21 protein-coding genes and 1 tRNA gene are annotated in these 20382 nt (G+C 58.5%); 20 read left to right on the top strand and 2 right to left on the bottom strand.

Annotated elements, in window-relative coordinates; all coding sequences use genetic code 11:
* The first annotated feature begins 192 nt into the window (after nucleotides 1–192).
* The 7 genes from hemE to ABL922_RS01230 all read left to right on the top strand — a co-directional run bounded on the left by hemE (nucleotide 193) and on the right by ABL922_RS01230 (nucleotide 5219).
* Nucleotides 193–1227, top strand: a complete 1035-nt coding sequence (gene hemE / locus ABL922_RS01260; protein ID WP_349022390.1) for a uroporphyrinogen decarboxylase — start codon at nucleotides 193–195, stop codon at nucleotides 1225–1227.
* Nucleotides 1228–1244: 17 nt separating this feature from the next.
* Nucleotides 1245–1688, top strand: a complete 444-nt coding sequence (locus ABL922_RS01255) for a CopD family protein (RefSeq protein ID WP_349022389.1) — start codon at nucleotides 1245–1247, stop codon at nucleotides 1686–1688.
* Nucleotides 1689–1863: 175 nt separating this feature from the next.
* Complete coding sequence (gene rho / locus ABL922_RS01250; RefSeq protein ID WP_349022388.1) at nucleotides 1864–3120, top strand: transcription termination factor Rho; 1257 nt, start codon at nucleotides 1864–1866, stop codon at nucleotides 3118–3120.
* Nucleotides 3121–3132: 12 nt separating this feature from the next.
* Entirely contained in the window at nucleotides 3133–3423 is a 291-nt protein-coding gene (locus tag ABL922_RS01245) for an antibiotic biosynthesis monooxygenase (RefSeq protein ID WP_349022387.1), read from the top strand.
* On the top strand, nucleotides 3420–4163 hold the full coding sequence (locus ABL922_RS01240; protein WP_349022386.1) for a TerC family protein: 744 nt from the start codon (nucleotides 3420–3422) through the stop codon (nucleotides 4161–4163). Before ABL922_RS01245 ends, ABL922_RS01240 begins: the two co-directional genes overlap by 4 nt.
* A 10-nt stretch (nucleotides 4164–4173) precedes the next feature.
* Nucleotides 4174–4773: a GNAT family protein gene (locus ABL922_RS01235; protein ID WP_349022385.1), complete on the top strand. Its 600-nt coding sequence runs from the start codon at nucleotides 4174–4176 to the stop codon at nucleotides 4771–4773.
* Nucleotides 4774–4787: 14 nt separating this feature from the next.
* Nucleotides 4788–5219, top strand: a complete 432-nt coding sequence (locus ABL922_RS01230) for a hypothetical protein (protein ID WP_349022384.1) — start codon at nucleotides 4788–4790, stop codon at nucleotides 5217–5219.
* Here the strand turns inward: ABL922_RS01230 and ABL922_RS01225 are convergent.
* Nucleotides 5216–5938, bottom strand: a complete 723-nt coding sequence (locus ABL922_RS01225; RefSeq protein ID WP_349022383.1) for a dienelactone hydrolase family protein — start codon at nucleotides 5936–5938, stop codon at nucleotides 5216–5218. The two genes, ABL922_RS01230 and ABL922_RS01225, sit on opposite strands and share 4 nt — an antisense overlap.
* Before the next feature lie 97 nt (nucleotides 5939–6035).
* Here ABL922_RS01225 and ABL922_RS01220 point away from each other — a divergent pair, with 97 nt between their 5' ends.
* From ABL922_RS01220 to ABL922_RS01160, 13 genes are all read left to right on the top strand, one after another.
* Complete coding sequence (locus ABL922_RS01220; RefSeq protein WP_298604969.1) at nucleotides 6036–6287, top strand: DUF6489 family protein; 252 nt, start codon at nucleotides 6036–6038, stop codon at nucleotides 6285–6287.
* Nucleotides 6288–6296: 9 nt separating this feature from the next.
* A complete protein-coding gene (gene mnmE, locus ABL922_RS01215) occupies nucleotides 6297–7589 on the top strand; it encodes a tRNA uridine-5-carboxymethylaminomethyl(34) synthesis GTPase MnmE (RefSeq protein WP_349022382.1) in 1293 nt (430 codons plus the stop codon).
* A 70-nt stretch (nucleotides 7590–7659) separates the two neighbouring features.
* Nucleotides 7660–9567, top strand: a complete 1908-nt coding sequence (mnmG, locus tag ABL922_RS01210; RefSeq protein WP_349022381.1) for a tRNA uridine-5-carboxymethylaminomethyl(34) synthesis enzyme MnmG — start codon at nucleotides 7660–7662, stop codon at nucleotides 9565–9567.
* Nucleotides 9564–10244 carry a 16S rRNA (guanine(527)-N(7))-methyltransferase RsmG gene (gene rsmG, locus ABL922_RS01205; protein WP_349022380.1) on the top strand — a complete coding sequence of 227 codons (681 nt, stop codon included), beginning with the start codon at nucleotides 9564–9566 and terminating at the stop codon, nucleotides 10242–10244. The genes mnmG and rsmG overlap by 4 nt, the downstream gene beginning before the upstream one ends.
* The gene (locus ABL922_RS01200; protein ID WP_349022379.1) at nucleotides 10241–11020 is read left to right on the top strand and encodes a ParA family protein; all 780 of its coding nucleotides are present in this window, start codon (nucleotides 10241–10243) and stop codon (nucleotides 11018–11020) included. Before rsmG ends, ABL922_RS01200 begins: the two co-directional genes overlap by 4 nt.
* A complete protein-coding gene (locus ABL922_RS01195) occupies nucleotides 11017–11958 on the top strand; it encodes a ParB/RepB/Spo0J family partition protein (protein WP_349022378.1) in 942 nt (313 codons plus the stop codon). Before ABL922_RS01200 ends, ABL922_RS01195 begins: the two co-directional genes overlap by 4 nt.
* Before the next feature lie 210 nt (nucleotides 11959–12168).
* Nucleotides 12169–12669 carry a DUF4402 domain-containing protein gene (locus ABL922_RS01190; protein ID WP_349022377.1) on the top strand — a complete coding sequence of 167 codons (501 nt, stop codon included), beginning with the start codon at nucleotides 12169–12171 and terminating at the stop codon, nucleotides 12667–12669.
* A gap of 185 nt (nucleotides 12670–12854) precedes the next feature.
* Entirely contained in the window at nucleotides 12855–13685 is an 831-nt protein-coding gene (locus ABL922_RS01185; protein WP_349022376.1) for a molecular chaperone, read from the top strand.
* 32 nt (nucleotides 13686–13717) lie between these two features.
* Complete coding sequence (locus tag ABL922_RS01180; RefSeq protein ID WP_349022375.1) at nucleotides 13718–16402, top strand: carboxypeptidase-like regulatory domain-containing protein; 2685 nt, start codon at nucleotides 13718–13720, stop codon at nucleotides 16400–16402.
* Nucleotides 16403–16438: 36 nt separating this feature from the next.
* Entirely contained in the window at nucleotides 16439–17281 is an 843-nt protein-coding gene (fghA, locus tag ABL922_RS01175; RefSeq protein WP_349022374.1) for an S-formylglutathione hydrolase, read from the top strand.
* Entirely contained in the window at nucleotides 17278–17787 is a 510-nt protein-coding gene (locus ABL922_RS01170; RefSeq protein ID WP_349022373.1) for a molybdenum cofactor guanylyltransferase, read from the top strand. The genes fghA and ABL922_RS01170 overlap by 4 nt, the downstream gene beginning before the upstream one ends.
* Nucleotides 17788–17835: 48 nt before the next feature.
* Nucleotides 17836–17909, top strand: a tRNA-Gly gene (locus ABL922_RS01165).
* A gap of 202 nt (nucleotides 17910–18111) precedes the next feature.
* Nucleotides 18112–19320: an integrase arm-type DNA-binding domain-containing protein gene (locus tag ABL922_RS01160; RefSeq protein WP_349022372.1), complete on the top strand. Its 1209-nt coding sequence runs from the start codon at nucleotides 18112–18114 to the stop codon at nucleotides 19318–19320.
* A 571-nt stretch (nucleotides 19321–19891) separates the two neighbouring features.
* Here ABL922_RS01160 and ssb read toward each other — a convergent pair.
* On the bottom strand, nucleotides 19892–20260 hold the full coding sequence (gene ssb, locus ABL922_RS01155; RefSeq protein ID WP_349022371.1) for a single-stranded DNA-binding protein: 369 nt from the start codon (nucleotides 20258–20260) through the stop codon (nucleotides 19892–19894).
* Nucleotides 20261–20382 lie beyond the last annotated feature (122 nt).

Raw genomic sequence — 20382 nt, 5'->3', positions numbered from 1 at the left:
TCCACAGCCTGAAACAGCTTTCCACAGCCTGTGAATAGCGGGGACGGTTAACATCGAATCGTCAGGCTCAGGTCAACTTCCAGAGTCAACATGTTGGCAAAAAGGGTATTCACCCCTAAGGGCCTCACTTGCCCACAGCACATCATATTTCATCATCCTTAGATTCTTCTTTATTGTTTATTGGACTCCCCGATGGCGACCGAAAATCCCTCCCGCAAATTGCTTGCCGTATTGCGCGGTCAAAAGTTTGACGTGCCACCCGTCTGGCTGATGCGTCAGGCTGGGCGCTATCTGCCCGAATATCGCGAATTGCGGGCGGAGAAGGGCGGTTTCCTCGAACTGGCTTATGATAGCGATGCGGCGTGCGAGATCACCTTGCAACCGATCCGCCGCTTTGGCTTTGATGGTGCGATCCTCTTTTCCGATATCCTCGTCGTCCCGCATGCGATGGGGCAGGATCTGTGGTTTGAGACGGGCGAGGGTCCGCGGCTGGCACCCAAACTATCCGAGAATGACTGGCGGGACTTCACCCCTGCCCCTGAGCGGCTGGAGCCGGTGTACGAGACTGTTCGCAAGGTCAGGGCGGCCCTACCTGCCGAAACCACCTTCCTGGGCTTTGCAGGCAGCCCCTGGACCGTTGCGACCTATATGGTGGCGGGGCAGGGCAGCAAGGATCATGCGGAGACACGCGCACAGGCCTATTCGGACCCGCAGAAGTTCGGCGACCTGATTGACGCCATAACCGCAACGACGGTCGACTATTTGTCCAAACAGATCGAAGCCGGTGTCGATGCGGTTCAGCTGTTCGATAGCTGGGCGGGTTCGTTGAGCCCGGCGCAGTTTGAACGCTGGGTGATTGCGCCCAATGCGGCAATTGTCTCGGCTCTGCGCGAACGCCATCCGGACACGCCGATCATCGGTTTCCCAAAGGGGGCAGGCGCCAAGCTGGTAGCTTATGCCAGTGAGGTAAAGCCTGACGCGATAGGCCTCGACGAAACGGTTGATCCGGTTTGGGCAAACGCGTCATTGCCCGAAGGCCTGCCGGTGCAGGGCAATCTCGATCCTTTGGCCTTGATGGCAGGAGGTGAGGCTTTGGAAAGTGCGGTCGCCCGGATTCTGGCCGCCTTTGAAAACCGCCCGCATATTTTCAACCTCGGCCATGGTATTTTGCAGCACACGCCCATTGCGCATGTCGAAAAGCTGCTTAACTTGGTGCGCGGGGGATAACCAAGGCGGATTCCCGAATGACGGAAACCATCGCATTGCTCTATTTCTGGCTCAAATCGGCGCATATCATCTTTGTGATTTTCTGGATGGCGGGGCTGTTCATGCTGCCACGTTTCTTCGTTTATCATCAGGAAAGCCCTGAAGGGTCGGACGAAGCAAGCCGCTGGGTCGAGCGCGAGCGGCGGCTGGTGCGGATCATCCTCAACCCCTCAATGGTGATCGTCTGGGTCGTCGGCCTGTTGCTCGCCTGGCACATTTCGGCGCTGAGCGAGGGTTGGTTCCATGCCAAGCTGCTCGCGGTGCTTGGGCTTTCAGCCTATCATGGTTGGATGGTCGGATACGCGAAGAAACTGGCCGTGGGCGAGCGCCCGATCGAAGGCAAGAAATTGCGCATCCTCAACGAAGTGCCAGGGATTGCCGCGGCGATCATCGTCATATTGGTGGTCGCCAAGCCCTTCTGACCGACCCAAACTCTTCTAACCGGCATTGACTATTCGGGCCCAAAAGCCTAATTAGTGCCCAAGCCCGTCCTGGGCGTGAGGCGCATTCCTCTTTTCAACGACAGCGCCATCGACCTTTCCATATCCAGCCGGCAGCTCTTTACGTCGGCAGTCTATTTTCCAGCGGAACACGCACATGCATTTAAAAGACCTCAAGAACAAAAAACCCGCCGAACTCGTCTCGATGGCCGAAGAGCTCGAGATTGAGGGTGCCTCGACGCTGCGCAAACAGGACCTGATGTTCGCCATCCTCAAGGAAATGGCGGAAGATGGCGAGCAGATCATCGGCGAAGGCACGATCGAGGTTCTTCCCGACAGTTTCGGCTTCCTGCGCTCACCCGAAGCCAATTATCTTGCTGGTCCCGACGATATTTACGTCTCACCCAATATGGTGCGCCAATATGGCCTGCGCACCGGCGACACCGTCGAAGGCGAAATCCGTGCGCCCAAGGATGGTGAGCGTTATTTCGCGCTGACCAAGGTGCTCCAGGTCAATTTTGAAGATCCCGACGCCGTGCGCCACCGGGTCAATTTCGACAACCTGACTCCGCTCTATCCCGACCAGAAGCTGACGCTCGACGCGACCGACCCGACGGTCAAGGACAAGTCGGCGCGGGTGATCGACATCATCAGCCCGCAGGGCAAGGGCCAGCGCGCCCTGATCGTGGCACCACCGCGTACCGGTAAAACCGTGCTGCTGCAGAATATCGCCAAGGCGATCACCGACAACCATCCCGAAGTCTTCCTGATCGTCCTCCTGATCGACGAGCGCCCCGAGGAAGTCACTGACATGCAACGTTCGGTGAAGGGCGAGGTTGTATCCTCAACCTTTGACGAGCCTGCCACCCGCCACGTCCAGGTTGCCGAAATGGTGATCGAAAAGGCCAAGCGTTTGGTCGAGCATAAGCATGACGTCGTCATCCTGCTCGACTCGATCACCCGCCTCGGTCGCGCCTACAACACCGTTGTCCCTTCATCGGGCAAGGTGCTGACCGGCGGTGTTGATGCCAATGCGCTGCAGCGTCCGAAGCGCTTCTTTGGTGCCGCGCGTAATATCGAGGAAGGTGGTTCGCTCTCGATCATCGCCACCGCGCTGATCGATACCGGCAGCCGCATGGACGAAGTCATCTTCGAAGAATTCAAGGGCACGGGTAACTCGGAAATCGTGCTTGACCGTAAGGTTGCCGACAAGCGCATCTTCCCGGCATTGGATGTCGGCAAATCGGGCACCCGCAAGGAAGAGCTGCTGGTCGAAAAGGACAAGCTCACCAAAATGTGGGTGCTGCGCCGCATCCTGATGCAGATGGGTACTGTCGACGCGATGGAATTCCTGCTCGACAAGATGAAAGATTCGAAGACCAACGAGGATTTCTTCGACTCGATGAACCAGTAAGGCAGCGCCCGCATGATCATTGAACATGCGTTATTGCAGGTTCGGGCTGGTGAGGAAGCGGCATTTGAGGCGGCGTTGGCGCAAGCCAAGCCACTGATTGCCGCATCGCCCGGTTTTCGGGGAATCGAGGTTCGGCCTGCCGCCGAAAAGCCGGGACTCTATCTGCTTTTGGTGCGCTGGGATTCGATTGCCGACCATCGCGACGGATTCCGCAAATCCGAGCGCTATGCGCAATGGCGGGCCTTGCTCCATCCATTCTATGACCCTATGCCAAGCGTCGACTATTTTGAGGACCCGCTGTGATTGAATTGTTATTTGCCAGCGCCGCTGCCGCACCTTCACTAGGCGGCCCTGCCGAAATCTGGGCGGCGATCGTCAAGGATTTTTCGAATATCGGTTCGCCTTCGGCGCTGTCTGCATTCTTGCAAGTCTTGATGATCGACGTCGTGCTGGCGGGTGACAATGCTATCGTCGTTGGCGCGCTCGCCGCAGGGCTTCCGGCCGACCAGCGCAAGAAAGTGATTGCCATCGGCGTCATCGCCGCGCTGGTATTGCGCGTTGCCTTTGCCCTTATGGTCACATGGCTGCTGGGCATCGTCGGTTTGATCTTTGCGGGCGGCGTGCTGCTGCTCTGGGTGGCGTGGCGCATGTACCGCGATATTGGTGCCGATCATGGCAGCGATTCCCCCGGTTCGCCTGAAATCACCGGTGACGAGGATTCGGGCATCAAGTCGGCGAAGAGCTTTGTTGGCGCCGCCTGGGCGGTCGCCATTGCCGACGTCTCTATGAGCCTCGATAATGTGCTTGCGGTTGCGGGTGCAGCCAAGGACCATCCGGGTATCATGATCGTCGGCCTTATCTTCGCGGTCGCGCTGATGGGGATCGCTGCCAATATCATTGCCAAATATATCGAACGTTACCGCTGGATCGCGTGGATTGGCTTGGCGGTAATCGTCTATGTGGCGGGCAAGATGATCTATGAGGGCTGGATCGACCCGCAATTGGGCCTCGGCAAGTTCATTGCCCCGATGATTGGCGGCTAAGACCAGCGTAATGGCGGACCACTGGACCGAGCAACCGGTACTCGAGGGCCTCCATGTGGCGTTGCGGCCGATGGTTCGCAGTGACGGACCTGCCATCGTTGATGCTGCCAGCGACGGCAAGCTGTGGGAGCTGTTCTACACTGTCGTTCCGGGGCCGGATTCGATTAAGACCTATCTCGACCGAGCCGAACGCGAGCTGGGTTGGGGCCGGATCATGCCTTTTGTGGTGATCGAAAGTGCTAGCGGCACTGTCGTAGGTGCCACCCGCTATATGCGGATCAATGCGCCGCATCGTCGGCTGGAGATTGGCACAACCTTTTACGCCAGAAGGGTGCAGCGCTCGCCGATCAACAGCGAAGCCAAACTACTTCTCCTGACTCACGCTTTTGAAACTATGGATTGCGTCTGCGTCCAGTTCCGTACCGACCATTTCAACTTCGCCTCGCAGCGAGCGATTGAGCGGTTGGGCGCCAAGCGCGACGGCCTAATCCGCAACCACCAGATTCTTGACGGTCGCGTTCGAGACACCGTGCTCTATTCGATCCTCGCCAATGAATGGGAAGGCGTGAAGCGCAATTTGCAATTTCGTCTTGCACGGAACGGCAACTGACCTAAGTTTCTTGCATGGCGGGCAAAATGGTTCCGATAGCGCATATCGTTTCACGGTCTGAGGCTTTGGTGGTTGCTTCGATGCTGGATGCCGCCGGAATTATCGTCCGAATCAGCGGCGAAGCCCACGCATCTGTCTCAGTCAATTCTGTGGCACTGGGCCATTATCTGCTGACCGTTCCCGATTGGCAACATGACGATGCCAGCCAGATTGTCGCCGAAACCTTTGCGGCGTCGGATTGGCAGTTCAGTGAAGGTCTACAGACAGCGGTTATCAAGCTACTGCTAGCAAATCTGGGTTCGGCCTACGCGGTGTTGCTACTCACCACGATGAAAATCGGCCTAAGTTCCCCATTATATCTAGGCCTGCCTTTTTTGATGTTGTTTAGTACTCCCGCCAATCCGCAAGGCCGCAGCGACTATTATCTGGCCGAGACCAGTCGCTAACCCAAATGCTCCGAAAAGAACGCAACAGTGCGTGAATCGGCGAGCTTGGCACCTTCCTCATCCCTGCGATTGCCCATCTCGGCGGCAAAGCCATGATCGAGCCCGACATAGTCGTGCAAGACGACTTTGGGATGACTATCCAGACCAGCATGCATCGCAGCCTGTGCTTCGGGGCCGACAAAATGGTCGGCGGTCGGGATATGCAGCATCAACGGATTGGCGATGGCGTGGCTCTCGCCCAGCATCGTATCAATCATGACGCCATAATAGCCGACCGATGCGTCCACATCGGTGCGCGTTGCGGCCATATAGGCGAGGCGCCCGCCAAGGCAGTAACCGACGCAACCGACCTTCTGCACAGCAGGCGTGCCGAGTTCACCGCGACGGATGGCTTGGACGGCAGCCTTGATATCCTTCACCGCGCTGTCCGAACCCTTGGTGTCGGCAAAGGTCTGGAAATAGCCAAAGGCTTCCTGCAGCTCCGCCTCGACGTCGGGGTTAAGTTCGACGCCCGGCGCGAACCGCCAGAAAATGTCGATCGCGACTGCAAGATAGCCCGCAGCAGCCCAAGAGTCGCATTTCTGCCGGATACCGGGATTCACACCGAAGATTTCCGGAATCACGATAATCGCAGCCTTGGCTTCGCTTGACGGTTTGGCAACATAGGCACCGAACAGGGCTTCTTCGTCAAATGCGCGGATCGTGGTCATTTCACCCATGGTCTTTCTCCCGAAATCAAAAAATTGCCCCTCGCGCTTATGCGACTATAGTGTGATCGACAATCGGGTTATTGCCCGAAAGGCAGGGAGGCTAACCATGAAATTCAACATTGAAGTCGATACGACCCCCGAAGAGGTTCGGCGCCTGATGGGGCTGCCCGATCTGTCCGAAGTGCATGAGGTCTATCTCGACAAGCTGAAAAAGGTCGCCGACAAAGGCCTGACGCCCGATATGGTGCAGGGAATGATCCGCAACTGGGTCCCAATGGGTGATCAGAGCATGGATTTCATCAAAAGCTTGATGGGCGGACTCGCTGGTGGTGGCCTGGGCGGCAAGGACAAGAAGTAGCTTCACCCTATGGACAGCGTTGATACGATCTTCGCGCTGTCCAGCGGCGCGCCGCCTGCCGCGATCGCGGTTGTGCGGATCAGCGGGCCCAAGGCGCTCGAGGCGGTAAAGCGGCTCTCAGGCACATTACCTCCCCCGCGTAGGGCTACGTTGCGCAGTCTGACCGATCCCCATGACGGAAGTCTGCTTGATCAGGCACTGGTGCTGATCTTTCCGGGGCCTGCGACGGCTACGGGTGAGGATTTGGCCGAACTCCACCTGCACGGCGGCCGGGCTGTGGTTCGGGGAGTCGAATCAGCACTTGGTGCGATTCTGGGGCTTAGAAAGGCTGAGGCGGGCGAGTTCACCCGCCGCGCCTTTTCCAATGGCCGGATCGATCTCAACGAAGCCGAGGGGCTGGCCGATTTGTTGTCCGCCGAAACCGAATGGCAGCGCCGTTCGGCAGCGGCGATGGCGGGCGGGGCATTCAGTCGTGCCGTTGAGGGTTGGCGCGAAACCCTGTTGCGGCTTGCCGCGATGCTGGAGGCGGAACTGGATTTTTCCGACGAAGGCGACGTTGATGAACAGGATTATTCTAAAATAACAAATGGTTGTAGAAAACTTCATGACGCCATAGAAGGGCATCTGAAGCTGCCTGCTGCAGAGAAATTGCGCGATGGTTTGCGCGTCGTGCTGGCTGGCCCACCCAATATCGGCAAATCCACCTTGCTCAACGCTTTGGTCGCGCGCGAGGCTGCGATTGTGTCCGATATTGCCGGCACCACGCGCGATGTGATCGAGGTGCCGGTGGCGCTTGAGGGGATACCGTTCCTCTTCACCGACACCGCCGGGCTTCGTGATGATAGCGGCGATGCCATTGAGGCGATCGGCATAGAGCGCGCGAACAAGGCGATCGCAGAGGCGGACATGCTGTTGTGGCTCGGGCCGGAAGGTCAGGGACCAACGCATTCGAAGTTGATCGAGATTGAAGCGAAGGCGGATATGGCCAAACATGTTCGCAAATCTGAAGCGCTCATCGTATCGGCCAAGACAGGGGACGGTATGGGTGAACTGGTTCAGCTGCTCGCCACATATGGTCGCGACATGCTGCCTCCGCCCGATGCTTTCGCGCTCAACCAGCGGCAAAGGCATTTGCTGCGGGATACGGTGCTGTTCCTGTCACACGCCATCAAGGCGGAAGATCCGCTGATTATGGCTGAGGAGTTGCGGCAGGCTCGACTTGCGCTCGACGCGCTGACGGGGCGAGCCAGTACCGAAGACATGCTCGATGCACTGTTCGGGCGATTCTGCATCGGTAAATAGCGCCTGTTCCACGTGGAACATCTTCGACATATTTTGACGCTTGGGAGCGGGTGCGCTATGCGCAGCGGCGATGAGCAATCGGGCAGATATAGATTTTGACGTTGTCGTGATCGGCGGCGGGCATGCGGGTGTGGAAGCGGCCACCGCTGCTGCGCGCATGGGTGTGCGCACAGCATTGGTCAGCTTTGCCAGAGACACCATCGGTGCCATGTCGTGCAACCCGGCCATAGGCGGATTGGGTAAGGGGCATCTGGTCCGCGAGGTAGATGCCTTTGACGGGCTGATCGCGCGGGCCGCCGATGATGCAGCGATCCATTACCGCATGCTCAATGCCTCCAAAGGGGCTGCGGTGCAGGGGCCGCGTATTCAGGCCGACCGCAAATTGTTCAAGGCATCGGTCCACGCCCAGGTTGCGGCAACGCCCAATCTTACCGTTATCGAGGGCGAGGCTGCCGAGCTACGTTTCGAATCGGGTAGCAGTGAACGCAAAGTGGCGGGGCTCGATCTTTCGGACGGCACCGCTTTGGCAGCCAAAGCTGTCATTCTCTGTACAGGGACATTTCTAGGCGGAACGCTGTTTCGCGGCGAAGAGCGCCTGACCGGCGGTCGCGTCGGTGAAGCGTCGGCGATCAAACTGGCCGAGCAGATCCGCAGCGCTGGTTTGCCGATGGCGCGGCTCAAAACCGGCACGCCACCGCGCCTTGACGGGCGCACGATCAACTGGGCGGTTCTTGAAGAGCAGCCCTCGGACGATGGCAGTTGGACAATGTCGGCGATGACTGCGCGTCGCCATGTGCCGCAACTATTCTGTGCAATCACGCGGACAAATGCGCAAACCCACGACATCATTCGCGGCGGTCTCGATCGTTCGCCGCTCTTCGGTGGGGCAATTCAGGGTCAGGGCCCGCGCTATTGCCCATCAATTGAGGACAAGATTTTTCGTTTTGGCGACCGCGAAGGTCATCAGATCTTCCTCGAGCCCGAGGGGCTCGACAGCCATTTGATATACCCGAACGGCATTTCGACCTCGCTGCCGTCCGATGTCCAACTGGCGATGGTTCGTTCGATGCAAGGGCTGGAAACGGTTGAAATGGTCGTTCCCGGCTATGCCGTGGAATATGACTATATCGATCCGCGGGCACTCGACCGGACGCTCAAAGTACGCGAGTTTGAAGGGCTTTATTGCGCCGGCCAGATCAACGGCACCACCGGCTATGAGGAGGCGGCGGCGCAAGGCTTGGTAGCTGGTATGGGGGCCGCGAGCGCGATATTGGGTCGGAACATGCCCCCGCTCGATCGCTCGAACAGCTATATCGCCGTGATGGTCGATGATCTGGTGCTTCACGGTGTGACCGAGCCCTATCGTATGCTCACGGCTCGTGCCGAGTATCGATTAAGGCTTCGCGCCGATAATGCCGCCACACGACTCACGCCGTTGGGGATAGAGGCTGGTGTCGTCGGTGCTGGTCGAAAGGCGCAGTATGAAGCGAAATCATCCGAGAAAACGCGGCTTGCTGCACTATTGGATAACGAGGCAACGGCTGACCAACTGATCGCGGCAGGCTTATCTGTAAAGCGCGATACAGGCAGAATGGCGCTAATCGATTGGCTCCGCTTCCCGGATGTCCGCTTGGCCGATCTGTTGAATGTTTCACGTGAAACACAAGCACAACTGTCAGAGTATTGGTCTGAAGATGTGATGGCCGAGCTGGAGCAGGATGGCCGCTATGCGCCCTATATCGATCGGCAGGCAGCAGAATTACGCGACTTGGCGGCAAATGAGCGCATCGGAATTCCCGACAGCATCAATTATCGCGCCATGGCTGGACTTTCGAACGAGATGGTTGAGCGGCTCGATAGCGCACGCCCTGATACGCTTGCAGCGGCGAGCCGGATTCGCGGGATCACACCCGCAGCACTGGCCGCCATTCTCGTCCATGCCAAGCGCGCGCAAGCCAGCGCCAAGCAGGCCGCATGATCGAAGATGAAGCCCGGAAATGGCTCGAACAGAATTTCGATGTTCCACGTGAAACATGGGAGAAGCTGGAGGCCTTTGTCGCTTTTCTCAAGGCTGAGGCGACGGAGCAAAACCTTATCTCTGCGTCAACGCTTGACCAAATCTGGGTGCGGCACATCGTTGACAGCGCACAATTGCTGGCCTTTGCGCCTTCCGGCCCTGGCCAATGGATTGATCTTGGAGCCGGCGCGGGCTTCCCGGGTATCGTCATCGCGTTGCTTAGCGACTGGAAAGTCGCTCTGGTTGAATCGCGCGCCAAGCGTATCGATTATCTTGAGCGGACCTTAGCACATCTTGGTCTTGAAGGTCGGGCGGAGGTTGCCGGGATGCCTGTCGAGCGCGTCGAAACGCAGAAATATGATGTAATCAGCGCCCGCGCCTTCGCACCTCTCCCTAAATTGCTGAACTTATCCGCGCGATTTTCCACAGATAAGACGAAATGGCTGCTGCCAAAGGGACGAAATGCGGTTAATGAACTTGAGGAAGCCCGAAAGGCGTGGGATTTGGATTTCTCGGTCCAACCCAGCGTGACCGACCCCGAAGCGGGGATTTTGGTGGGCACAGTGCGCGGAACCAATATTCGGCCCGTTTCCGGGACAAATGCTGGTGCTGCGGCGAAAGGACGGCGGAAGAGATGATCCGGATCGCCATTGCGAACCAGAAGGGCGGCGTCGGCAAGACGACGACCGCGATCAATCTGGCCACAGCCTTGGCCGCCTGCGGTCGTCGTTGCCTGCTGATAGACCTCGACCCGCAAGGCAATGCCTCGACAGGCCTCGGCGTGAAAGCCGCCGATCGCGAATATAGTAGCTATAATCTGTTGATGGGCGAATCCACGCTCGCCGAAGCTGTCGCTGGAACCATGATCCCGGGCCTCGATATCCTTCCGGCCACGGTTGACCTGTCGGGCGTAGAGGTAGAGCTGGTCGACCATCCCGATCGCGCGCATAAACTGCAAAAGGCATTGGCGGTTGAAGAAAGCCGCTGGGATGTTTGCCTGATCGATTGCCCGCCTTCGCTCGGCATGCTGACGATCAACGCGCTGGTCGCCGCGGATTCGATTCTGGTGCCGCTGCAATGCGAATTTTTCGCGCTAGAGGGATTAAGCCAGCTTTTACAAACAGTTGAGCGGATCCAGAATCGCTTCAATTCATCGCTTTCGATCCTCGGCGTGGCGCTCACCATGTTTGATCGCCGCAATCGCCTGACCGATCAAGTGGCAGAGGATGTGCGCAGTTGTCTGGGCGATCTGGTGTTCGAAACTGTGATCCCGCGCAATGTTCGCCTCTCCGAGGCGCCGAGCCACGGCCTGCCCGCCTTGATTTATGATCACCGCTGCTCGGGCTCGGAGGCCTATATGAACCTCGCGCGCGAACTGCTGGCGCGCCTGCCCGCACAGGAGATGGCAGCATGAGCGAAGGGGAGAAGCCGCTGCGCAAGAAAATGGGGCTGGGCCGGGGCCTTGATGCGCTTTTGGGTGAAGTGTCGCTCGATCGAAGCGCGAGCCGCGTTGCAGGTGGGGGCGAATCTGCCTCTTCCGGAGGATCGCAAGCGTTTGACGGTGTATCGACTATCGCCACAGCCGACATCCACCCCAATCCCGCGCAGCCGCGCCTGCATTTCAGCGAGGAATCGCTGCAGGAACTGGCCGCGAGCCTCAAGCGCCACGGGTTGATCCAACCGATATTGGTGCGCCCGCATGGCGGCAGCTATCAGATTGTGGCTGGCGAGCGACGCTGGCGCGCGGCGCAAAAGGCGCAACTGCACCAGATGAAGGCGGTTGTGCGCGAGCTTTCCGACGAGGAAACGCTCGAAATCGCACTGATCGAGAACATCCAGCGCCAGGATCTGAACCCGATCGAAGAGGCGGAGGCCTATCGCAAGCTGTGCGACGATTTCGGCCATAGCCAGAACGAATTGTCGGCGATTGTCGAAAAGTCGCGCAGCCATGTCGCCAATATGATGCGTTTGCTCGAATTGCCGACGCTGGTCCGCGAGCTGGTGATCGAAGGCAAATTGTCGATGGGCCACGCGCGCGCCTTGCTGGGCAGCGAAGACAGCGCCCGTCTGGCGGCGGTGGTCGTCAAGCAAGGTCTGTCGGTTCGCCAGACCGAGGCATTGGTCCGCCGTTCACGCGTCGACGAGGGCAAGGCTCCCAAGCCACGTATTCAACAAGGCTCGAACAACGATGCTGATATCCGCGCCGTCGAACAGCATTTGGGCGACCTTCTAGGACTCAAGGTAAAGATCGCACATAAGGGGCAGGGCGGGGCAGGCGCTGTCACCTTCGAATATCGCAGCCTCGACCAGCTCGACATGCTGTGTCAGCGCCTGACGGGCGAGCAATTCTGAAATTTTACGTGATTTTATAAGGCTATTGTGTACCAATATCCGCCGCGTTAATCCTATAAATATCTGTATCATATGCATTTTATGTGCGAATTAACTATAGCGCGTTAACCATGCGCAGAAGCATCATCTTATGATTCGATGTCCATAAGCGACCGTGAATGCAGTGGGGCATTCCGAATTTTTTAGTTTGTCGCAAAAGGGACCAGATAAATGATCAACAAGATGAAGCTTGCGCTTGCTGGCGCAATCGTCGCTACCGGCATGGTTTCGAATGCCGCTTATGCTGCCACTGAACAGGCCGATGCCACCGTTCAGGTGCTTGCCGCTGTGCAGCTTTCGGCTGTTACCGACCTTGATTTCGGTGTTGTCGCTGCTTCGGCCGCTGGCGGCACGGTTTCGCTCGGCGCCGCTTCGGGCGCAACGCCTTCGGCTACCGGTGTTATTGCCATCAGCGGCGGTGCTCCGGCCAGCTTCCAGGTGACTCAGGCCACCAACGGTGAAGTCATTGACCTGACCGTCGGCAACCCCGCTCCGTTGACCGGACCGGGTGCTGACATAGCGCTTTCTGGCCTGACGCTGTCGAATGCCAGCATCACCTTTAACTCGGCTTCGCTGCAGACCGTCTATGTTGGCGGCACCATCTCGCTGAACCCGAACCAGGTTGCAGGCACCTACACCGGCACGTTCGACGTGACCGCTGAATATCAATAAGAACTGAAACGCAGCCCAAAGCTGCGACCAGACCTCAAAAACCCCGGCAGGCCCAGCGCTTGCCGGGGTTTTTCCTTGGTTCCCGCCGCATCGTTAGCGGCTTGGTAACCATGTCCTGTTAGTCCGAAATGGAGGGATACCCGTGTTTCCCATCCGCATTGGACCAGATGAGACAGGTTAAATATATGAAGTTTCTTCGGAATATGGCTGTGGCTACATTGAGCGGGCTGGTTGCGATCGCGGCCTTGTCGGGTGCGCCCGCACAGGCTGCCGGCGATTTGCTGGTCGCGCCGACACGCGTCATTCTCGATGGCAAGCGCGGCACACAAGTGATCCTCAACAATGTCGGCGCCGAAGAAACCACCTATCGCATCTCACTCGAGATCAAACGGATGGGGGAAGACGGCCGTCTGGAGGACATCGATCCGGCTGGAACCAACGAAGCCGAAAAGGCCGCACTGGCGCTGGTCCGCTATGCGCCGCGCCGCGTGACCTTGCCGCCCAACCAGCCACAGTCGATCCGCATTGGCCTCAATCCCGCCGATACCCTGCCCGATGGTGAATATCGCGTGCATATGCTCTTCCGTGCGATTCCGAAGACTCAGGCGGTAACCGATGAGGCAGGGGCGAGCGATCTCAAGATCCAGCTGATCCCGCTCTATGGCATCACCATCCCCATCATTGTCCGCAAAGGCAATCTCTCGGCTACCGCCGCGCTCGCCAACGCCCGTTTGGGCCGCGACGAGGATGGTCCGGTGCTTGAGCTTGATGCGACCCGCAAAGGAACCCGATCGGTCTATGGCGAATTCCGCGTGATGAAGCCTGGTCAGGCGAAACCGATCATCGTGCAAAAGGGCATCGCCATCTATCCCGAAATCGGCAAGCGGAGGGTCGACCTTCCGCTCAGCGACGAAGAGGCGGCGGCCATTCGCGGTAGCGAGGTCATCATCGCCTATCATGACACGCCGGAAAATGGCGGTGGAATGATCGCCGAACTGCGCACGGTCGTGCGTTGAACAAACGGAGCTGAGCCAGAACGGCAACGGCCATGAAGTCGTTTCTTTCCAGACTATGCCGGGGCTTTATCGCCCTGGCCCTAGCCACCGGAGCCATATTGGCCCCGGTGGTTCCTGCGTTTGCGGCAGGATGGAAAGCCAATGACGATGACCAGTTGCTCCTTGATGTGCGCGTCGGGCGCTATCGCGTGGGCGATGGCGTGCGTGGATATCAGACCGATGCCGGCGCCTGCATCGATTTCGCCGATCTGATCATTGCATTCGACCTTCCGGTCCGGCTCGACAAAAAGTCGCGCCGCGCGACTGGCTGGTTGTTTGAAGAAAGCCGGACATTCACCCTCGACCGCGAAGCCAATAGAGTACAAATCATGAACAAAAGTTCGGCGCTTGCAGCGTCGGACATTTATGACACTCCCGAAGGCTGGTGTGTCGACAGCAAGGCGCTGAGCCGCTGGCTCGAAGTGTCGCTGACACCCGATCTCTCCGATGCGTTGCTGGTGGTCAAGGCCGATCGCAAACTGCCCTTCGAAATGGCCGAAGAACGCAAGGAACGCGCAGCGAAGGTCCGCCCTGCGGCGACATTTGACCTGCGCACGCTGCCACAGGCCAAGGATGCCTATCGTTTTTGGCGGACGCCCTCGGTCGACGTCGTGGCGTCAACCGGCTTTGCCAAGGAAGCGCAGGGTTCGGGCAAGTTCAACGCACGCTATGATATTTTTGCCAGCGGTGAAGTTGCTGGCGCCTCCTTTGATGCGCGGCTTTCCTCCAATGAAAGTGGTGTTCCAGAAAGTTTCCGCGTCCGTGCCTATCGCACCAGCGCAGAAGGCGATCTGCTTGGGCCGTTCAAGGCAACGCATTTCGGTGTGGGTGACGTGAATCTACCAGCATCCTTCGTTGGTAGTCAGTCGACACCCGGCCGCGGCCTGTTCGCGACCAACCGGCCGCTCTCGCGCCCCGACAATTTTGATCGCACCAGCTTCCGTGGCGAATTGCCCGATGGCTGGGATGCCGAACTGTACCGCAATGATCAGCTGATCGGCTATTTCCAGAGCCGCGGCGACGGGCGCTACGAATTTCTCGATGTGCCTTTGCTCTATGGGCAGAACCGGATGGAGGTTGTGCTCTATGGCCCGCAGGGGCAGATCAAGCGCGACGTTCGAATGATCCCGGTCGGGGCCAATTCGATCCCGCCGCGCGAAACTTACTATTGGGCCGGGGTCCAGGATGCTGGGCGTGACCTGTTCAACTTCGGTGATAGCGACGATCGGCCCTATAATGGCCTGCGCGCCGGCTTTGGTGTCGAGCGCGGGCTCGATGCAAAGACCTCGATCGGCGCTTCGGCGATCAGTTCGATCTATGAAGGGCGCCGCGACAGCTATGCCGAAGCGATGATTCGCCGTGCGGTCGGCCCGACGCTGATCGAAGTGGCGGGTGCGGCCAATATCGACGGCGGTTATGCCATTCGCGGGCAGATGCTGGGACAATTTGGCCAGGCGATGGTCGGTGCCCAGTCACTCTGGCTGTTTGGTGGCTTCCGCAGCGAGCAATATCTGCCCGGATTGCGCGCCGAACATATGCTGTCGGTCGACCACAGCCTGAAAATCGGCAATAAATCCATACCTTATGGTGTCAGCGCGACCTATCGCGAATGGCTCAACGGCAATAGCTCGCTTGAGGCCAAGGCTAGATTATCGTTTAATATCAATAATATAAATGCTTCCACCGACCTTGTCTGGGAACAGATGAAATTCGCCTTTGGTACCGATCCCCCGCAAAAGCTCGATGCATCGCTGCGCCTGAGTGGCCGTGTCGGCGGATTGCGCCTGCGCGGCGAGGCGCGCTTTGGCCTGCTCGGTGATGCCGGTTTCAAGGAATCGCGCATCACCGGCGAATGGCGTGCTGACGACAAGGCGAATTGGCGGGCCGAATTTGGCTACGACGCGCTCAACAAGCGCGGGCGGGCGACTTTCGGCTATACGCGGCATTTCGACAAGTTCGCACTGACTGGCCAGGTCATGGGCGCAACCGATGGCGCAGTTGCCGCACAGCTGAGTATTGCTTTCAGCATGGGGCCAAACCCGCATGGCAAGGGCTTCCACATCTCTTCGGAGAAACTGGCGTCAAGCGGTCAGGCGGCGGTGCTGGTTTATCAGGATCTCAATGCCGATGGTGTCCGTCAAACGAATGAACCTGTTGAAAAAGCTGTAGAAATTACGGCCGGCTTGAATGGCCGCGGGAAAGCTACCGACGATAACGGCCAAACGATCATCGGCGGTCTAGAGCCGTATAAGCCGATCCTGATCGGGATCGACGCAGGCAGCCTGCCCGATCCGTTCGTGCAGCCTGCCAATAGCGGCATGGTTGTCACCCCGCGCCCGGGCGTGCCGATCATTGTCGAGCTTCCGCTTGTCTCGGCGGGGGAAATCAGCGGCTATCTGCTCAAAGAGGGCGGCAAAGCGATGAACGGGGTCGATCTGGAACTGCTCGACAAGGCCGGTCGTGCCGTAAAAACCACGCGTGCCGAATATGACGGCTTCTTCCTGTTCGAAAGCGTGCCTTATGGCCAATATCGCCTGAGGGTTGGCGCGGTCGCGGCGGGCATCGTCGGGGTTCAGCCCGAGATCAGCGTTGCAGCCGCGCTCGATCGCAAGAACCCGACGGTGGATCTGGGTCAGATCGTATTGAAACCCGCGCAAAGGATCGCGGCAAGCAACTGACTTGACCCGCTGGCTGCAACAGGCTTTGGCTGCGGCATGACATATGAAATGCTATCGACCAATCGGAGCTTCGGTGGAACGCAGGGGGTTTACACCCATGACTCCGCCGAAACCGGAACCCGCATGACCTTTTCGGTTTTTGTCCCCGACCACGCACCGGGTGCGAAACTGCCGGTGATCTGGTATCTCTCCGGCCTCACTTGCACCCACGCCAATGTGACTGAGAAAGGCGAGTTTCGCCGGGCCTGCGCCGAACTCGGGTTGATCTTCGTCGCGCCCGATACCTCCCCGCGCGGGGAGGGCGTGCCCGACGATGCCGATGGCGCCTATGATTTCGGACTGGGCGCAGGTTTCTATGTCGATGCGACCGAAGTGCCCTTTGCCAAGCATTACCGGATGCGCAGCTATATCGAGCGCGAACTGCCCGAATTGATCGCGGGCCATTTTCCCGTCGATATGTCCGCCCAGGGTATCATGGGCCATTCGATGGGCGGCCACGGCGCGCTGACAATTGCATTGCGCAACCCGGGGCGGTTCCGTTCGACCTCGGCCTTTGCGCCGATTGTCGCGCCAAGTCAGGTGCCTTGGGGGCATAAGGCGTTGGGCGGCTATCTGGGGGAAGATCGCCAAAGCTGGGCGGACTATGACGCTTGTGCGTTGATCGAGGGTGGCGCGAAGCTGCCAGATTTGCTGGTTGATCAAGGAGAGGCCGATAATTTCCTCGCCGAACAACTCAAGACGCACTTGCTCGAGGAAAGCTGCGCCAAGGCAGGACAAAAGGCGAAGATCCGGATGCAGCCGGGCTATGATCACAGCTATTATTTCATCTCGACCTTCATGGCCGAACATCTCGCCTGGCACGCAGCCCGGCTGAAATGAGGCTATTGGGCGCGATCCTTGCCGGCGGGCAATCGCGCCGTTTTGGATCTGACAAGGCCGAGGCGCTTTTTGAGGGAAAACCGCTGCTCGACCATGTGGCAGACGCGCTTCGCCCGCAGGTTGCGGATCTGGTTGTCGCTGGAAAGCAATGGCCCGGGCTGGAAACGGTAGCGGATATTCCGGAAGCGAGGATCGGTCCGCTCGGCGGTCTTGCAGGCGCGCTCGATCTTGCATGGCGTCATGATTTTGATGCGGTGCTCAGTTCGGGTTGTGATGTCATCGGGTTGCCTTCCAGCCTTTCCGCGCTTTTGGGCATAGGTCCGGCCATCGTCGCGGACATGCCGATTGTCGGGCTTTGGCCCGTATCCGTCCGCACGACGCTGATCGACTGGCTTGCCGATCCGCAAAATCGATCGGTCTATCGCTTCGCCGATCACATAAGTGCGCGTCGAGTTGAGCTGGATGTTCCCTTACGGAATATCAATCGTCCTGACGACTTACCTTAGCGGACTGGTGTGAGTGCTATTCAATGCGTATCTAATGGAAGGCGAATCGCGGGTGTAGCTCAATGGTAGAGCAGCAGCTTCCCAAGCTGACGACGGGGGTTCGATTCCCCTCACCCGCTCCAGCCCTCCCTTCCCATAACATCCCGAAAATGCTACGAAACCCCTGGAAATTCTAGGGTTTTCACAACGCATTTGTCCCGCTTACGCCCGCATTTTCTCGCCGCATCTCGCGAATCAGGGGGCCATTTTGGGGGCCAAGTGGGTTTCGGTCAATTCGAGTGGCCCCCAGGCTGGGGGCCACTTGGGATGGAAGGGATTGAAATCGTGGCACTTACTGACCTCGCCGTCCGCAATGCTAAGCCGGGACCAAAGCCCTACAAGATGGGTGATTCCCACGGCCTGTTCCTGCTGGTCCAGCCAACGGGCGGAAAACTCTGGCGGTTCAAGTACCGGGTCGATGGTCGCGAGAAGAAACTGGCGATTGGTCCCTACCCGGAAATCGGCCTGGGCGAGGCACGTCGGCGGCTTGACGAAGCCCGCGAAGCTATGTCCGCCGGCAAGGATCCGGCACGTGAAAAGCAACGCGACAAAGTCCGGTCGAAGCTGGAGGCCGAGAACACCTTTGCTGCCATCACCGCAGAATTCTGCGACAAGCGCAGACGGGACGGTCAGCGCGCGTGGGCACCGGCTACCGCCAAGCGTTGCGAGTACCTTCTGTCAATCCTGTGCGGTTCAATCGGCACCATGCCGATCGCCGAGATTGAGCCGGCTGACGTGCTGGTCGCGGTTCGCCGGATCGAAGTCAAAGGCAAACTCGAAAGCGCCCGGCGCACGCTCCAGCTGGCAGGCTCTGTGTTCCGCTATGCGGTCGCCACAGCACGCCTCAAGTCCGACCCAACGCGTGACCTCAAGGGAGCACTGACGAGCCCCACCGTCACACATTACGGCGCGGTTATCGACCCCGCTGGGGTGGGCGAGCTACTCCGGTCAATCGATGGCTATGAAGGCCAGCCGATCACCAAATTCGCGATGCAGCTCGCGCCACATGTGTTCGTCCGGCCTGGTGAGCTTCGGCACGCGGAATGGCCCGAAATCGATTTGGATGGGGCGCTGTGGACGATCCCGGCGAGCAAGACCAAGATGCGCAAGAAACATGTCGTCCCGCTCTCGCGCCAAGCCATTGCGATCCTAAATAGCGTGCAGCCGCTGACCGGCCCAAGCGGCTATGTCTTCCCCTCCGTCCGCACCCGCCGACGCCCAATGAGCGACAACACGATCAACGCCGGGCTGCGTCGCCTAGGCTATGCGACCGACGAAATGACCGCCCACGGTTTCCGCGCGATGGCATCCACACTGCTCAACGAAAGCGGTAAATGGAACCCCGACACCATCGAACGCGCACTGGCCCACGGCGACACCGACAAGGTACGCGCCGCGTACCATCGCGGGGCCCATTGGAAGGAGCGCGTGGCCATGGCGCAATGGTGGAGTGACTACCTCGACGAGCTGCGGAACGGGACGAAATCGGTCTGATGGGCGATCTAACGAGCTGATCGCTGGCAACTGGCGCGCAAATCGCGACTTGCGCGCGACTTGTCAGGATAGGTTATTGTTATTACAGTATTTATCCTCTTCGCAGACGCGATTGCAAATCGCGATTTGCAGGCAAATCGGATTGACACCAGCTCGAAATTTCCAGTTTTTGCCAATTCTACCAATAACTTGCACCCTGCAGCCCACTGCGTACGGTGTGCTTGCATTTTCAGTGCTCCAAAGGTGGATTCTATGACCTAAACCGACTTGGAAATAAGCCCATGAAACTGCGGGTTTCGACGGATTTCATAGCCCGATTGGCGCCTGAATGGAATCAAAAACGGGCAGACATCGCCTCACTATTTTTGGCAGTTTTCCGTCAAATGGTCAGCAAATAGCCATATTTGGTGGTCAAAACGCGAGGCGTTCCGCGCCTCTCCGCCAACCCCCTGCCCTGCGAATGGCGGGTCATTTTTGGCAGATCATGTGTTGCGGCGTTGGCACTAAAAAAGGCCCCGCAGCGGGTGCTGCGGAACCTTTTTTTTGTTCGACGATCAGTGATGCTGCGGCGCTACTTTGAGCGCCGCTTCTTGGGTTCATCATTGAAGGCTTCCTTCGCCTTGGCGAGGAAGTCGACCTGCTCGGCGATGATCTCGCATCCATAACGGTCGGTACCATTCTGATCGGTCCATTTGGTGTAATGGATACGTCCCGTGACCATGATCATCGCACCCTTGGCGACATGCTCAGCAACGCATTTGCCGACGCCGTTGAAGCAGGTGATCCGGTGCCATTCGGTCTCGGTCTGGCGATTGCCTTCGCCGTCTTTGAAGCTGCGGGTGGTTGCGAGTGATACCGTGGTAATCGTTGCGCCTGACTGGGTGTTACGGACTTCGGGAGTGTTGCCAACGAAGCCGACGAGAGTGACTGTGTTTTTCATGGATTTGACCTTTCGAAGCTGTTTCTAACTGTCCAAGGGACCATCCCTTTGACTGAGCCCCGTTAAGACCGGGCACGGGCAGGACTGCACCGAGCGCAGCGAGGGAAACCCCGCTCACAGGA

The sequence above is a fragment of the Sphingorhabdus sp. genome (assembly GCF_040079335.1).
Lineage (GTDB): Bacteria > Pseudomonadota > Alphaproteobacteria > Sphingomonadales > Sphingomonadaceae > Sphingorhabdus_B.
Note: the sequence above shows the minus strand (reverse complement) of the source record. Positions and strands in the feature narration are given on the sequence as shown.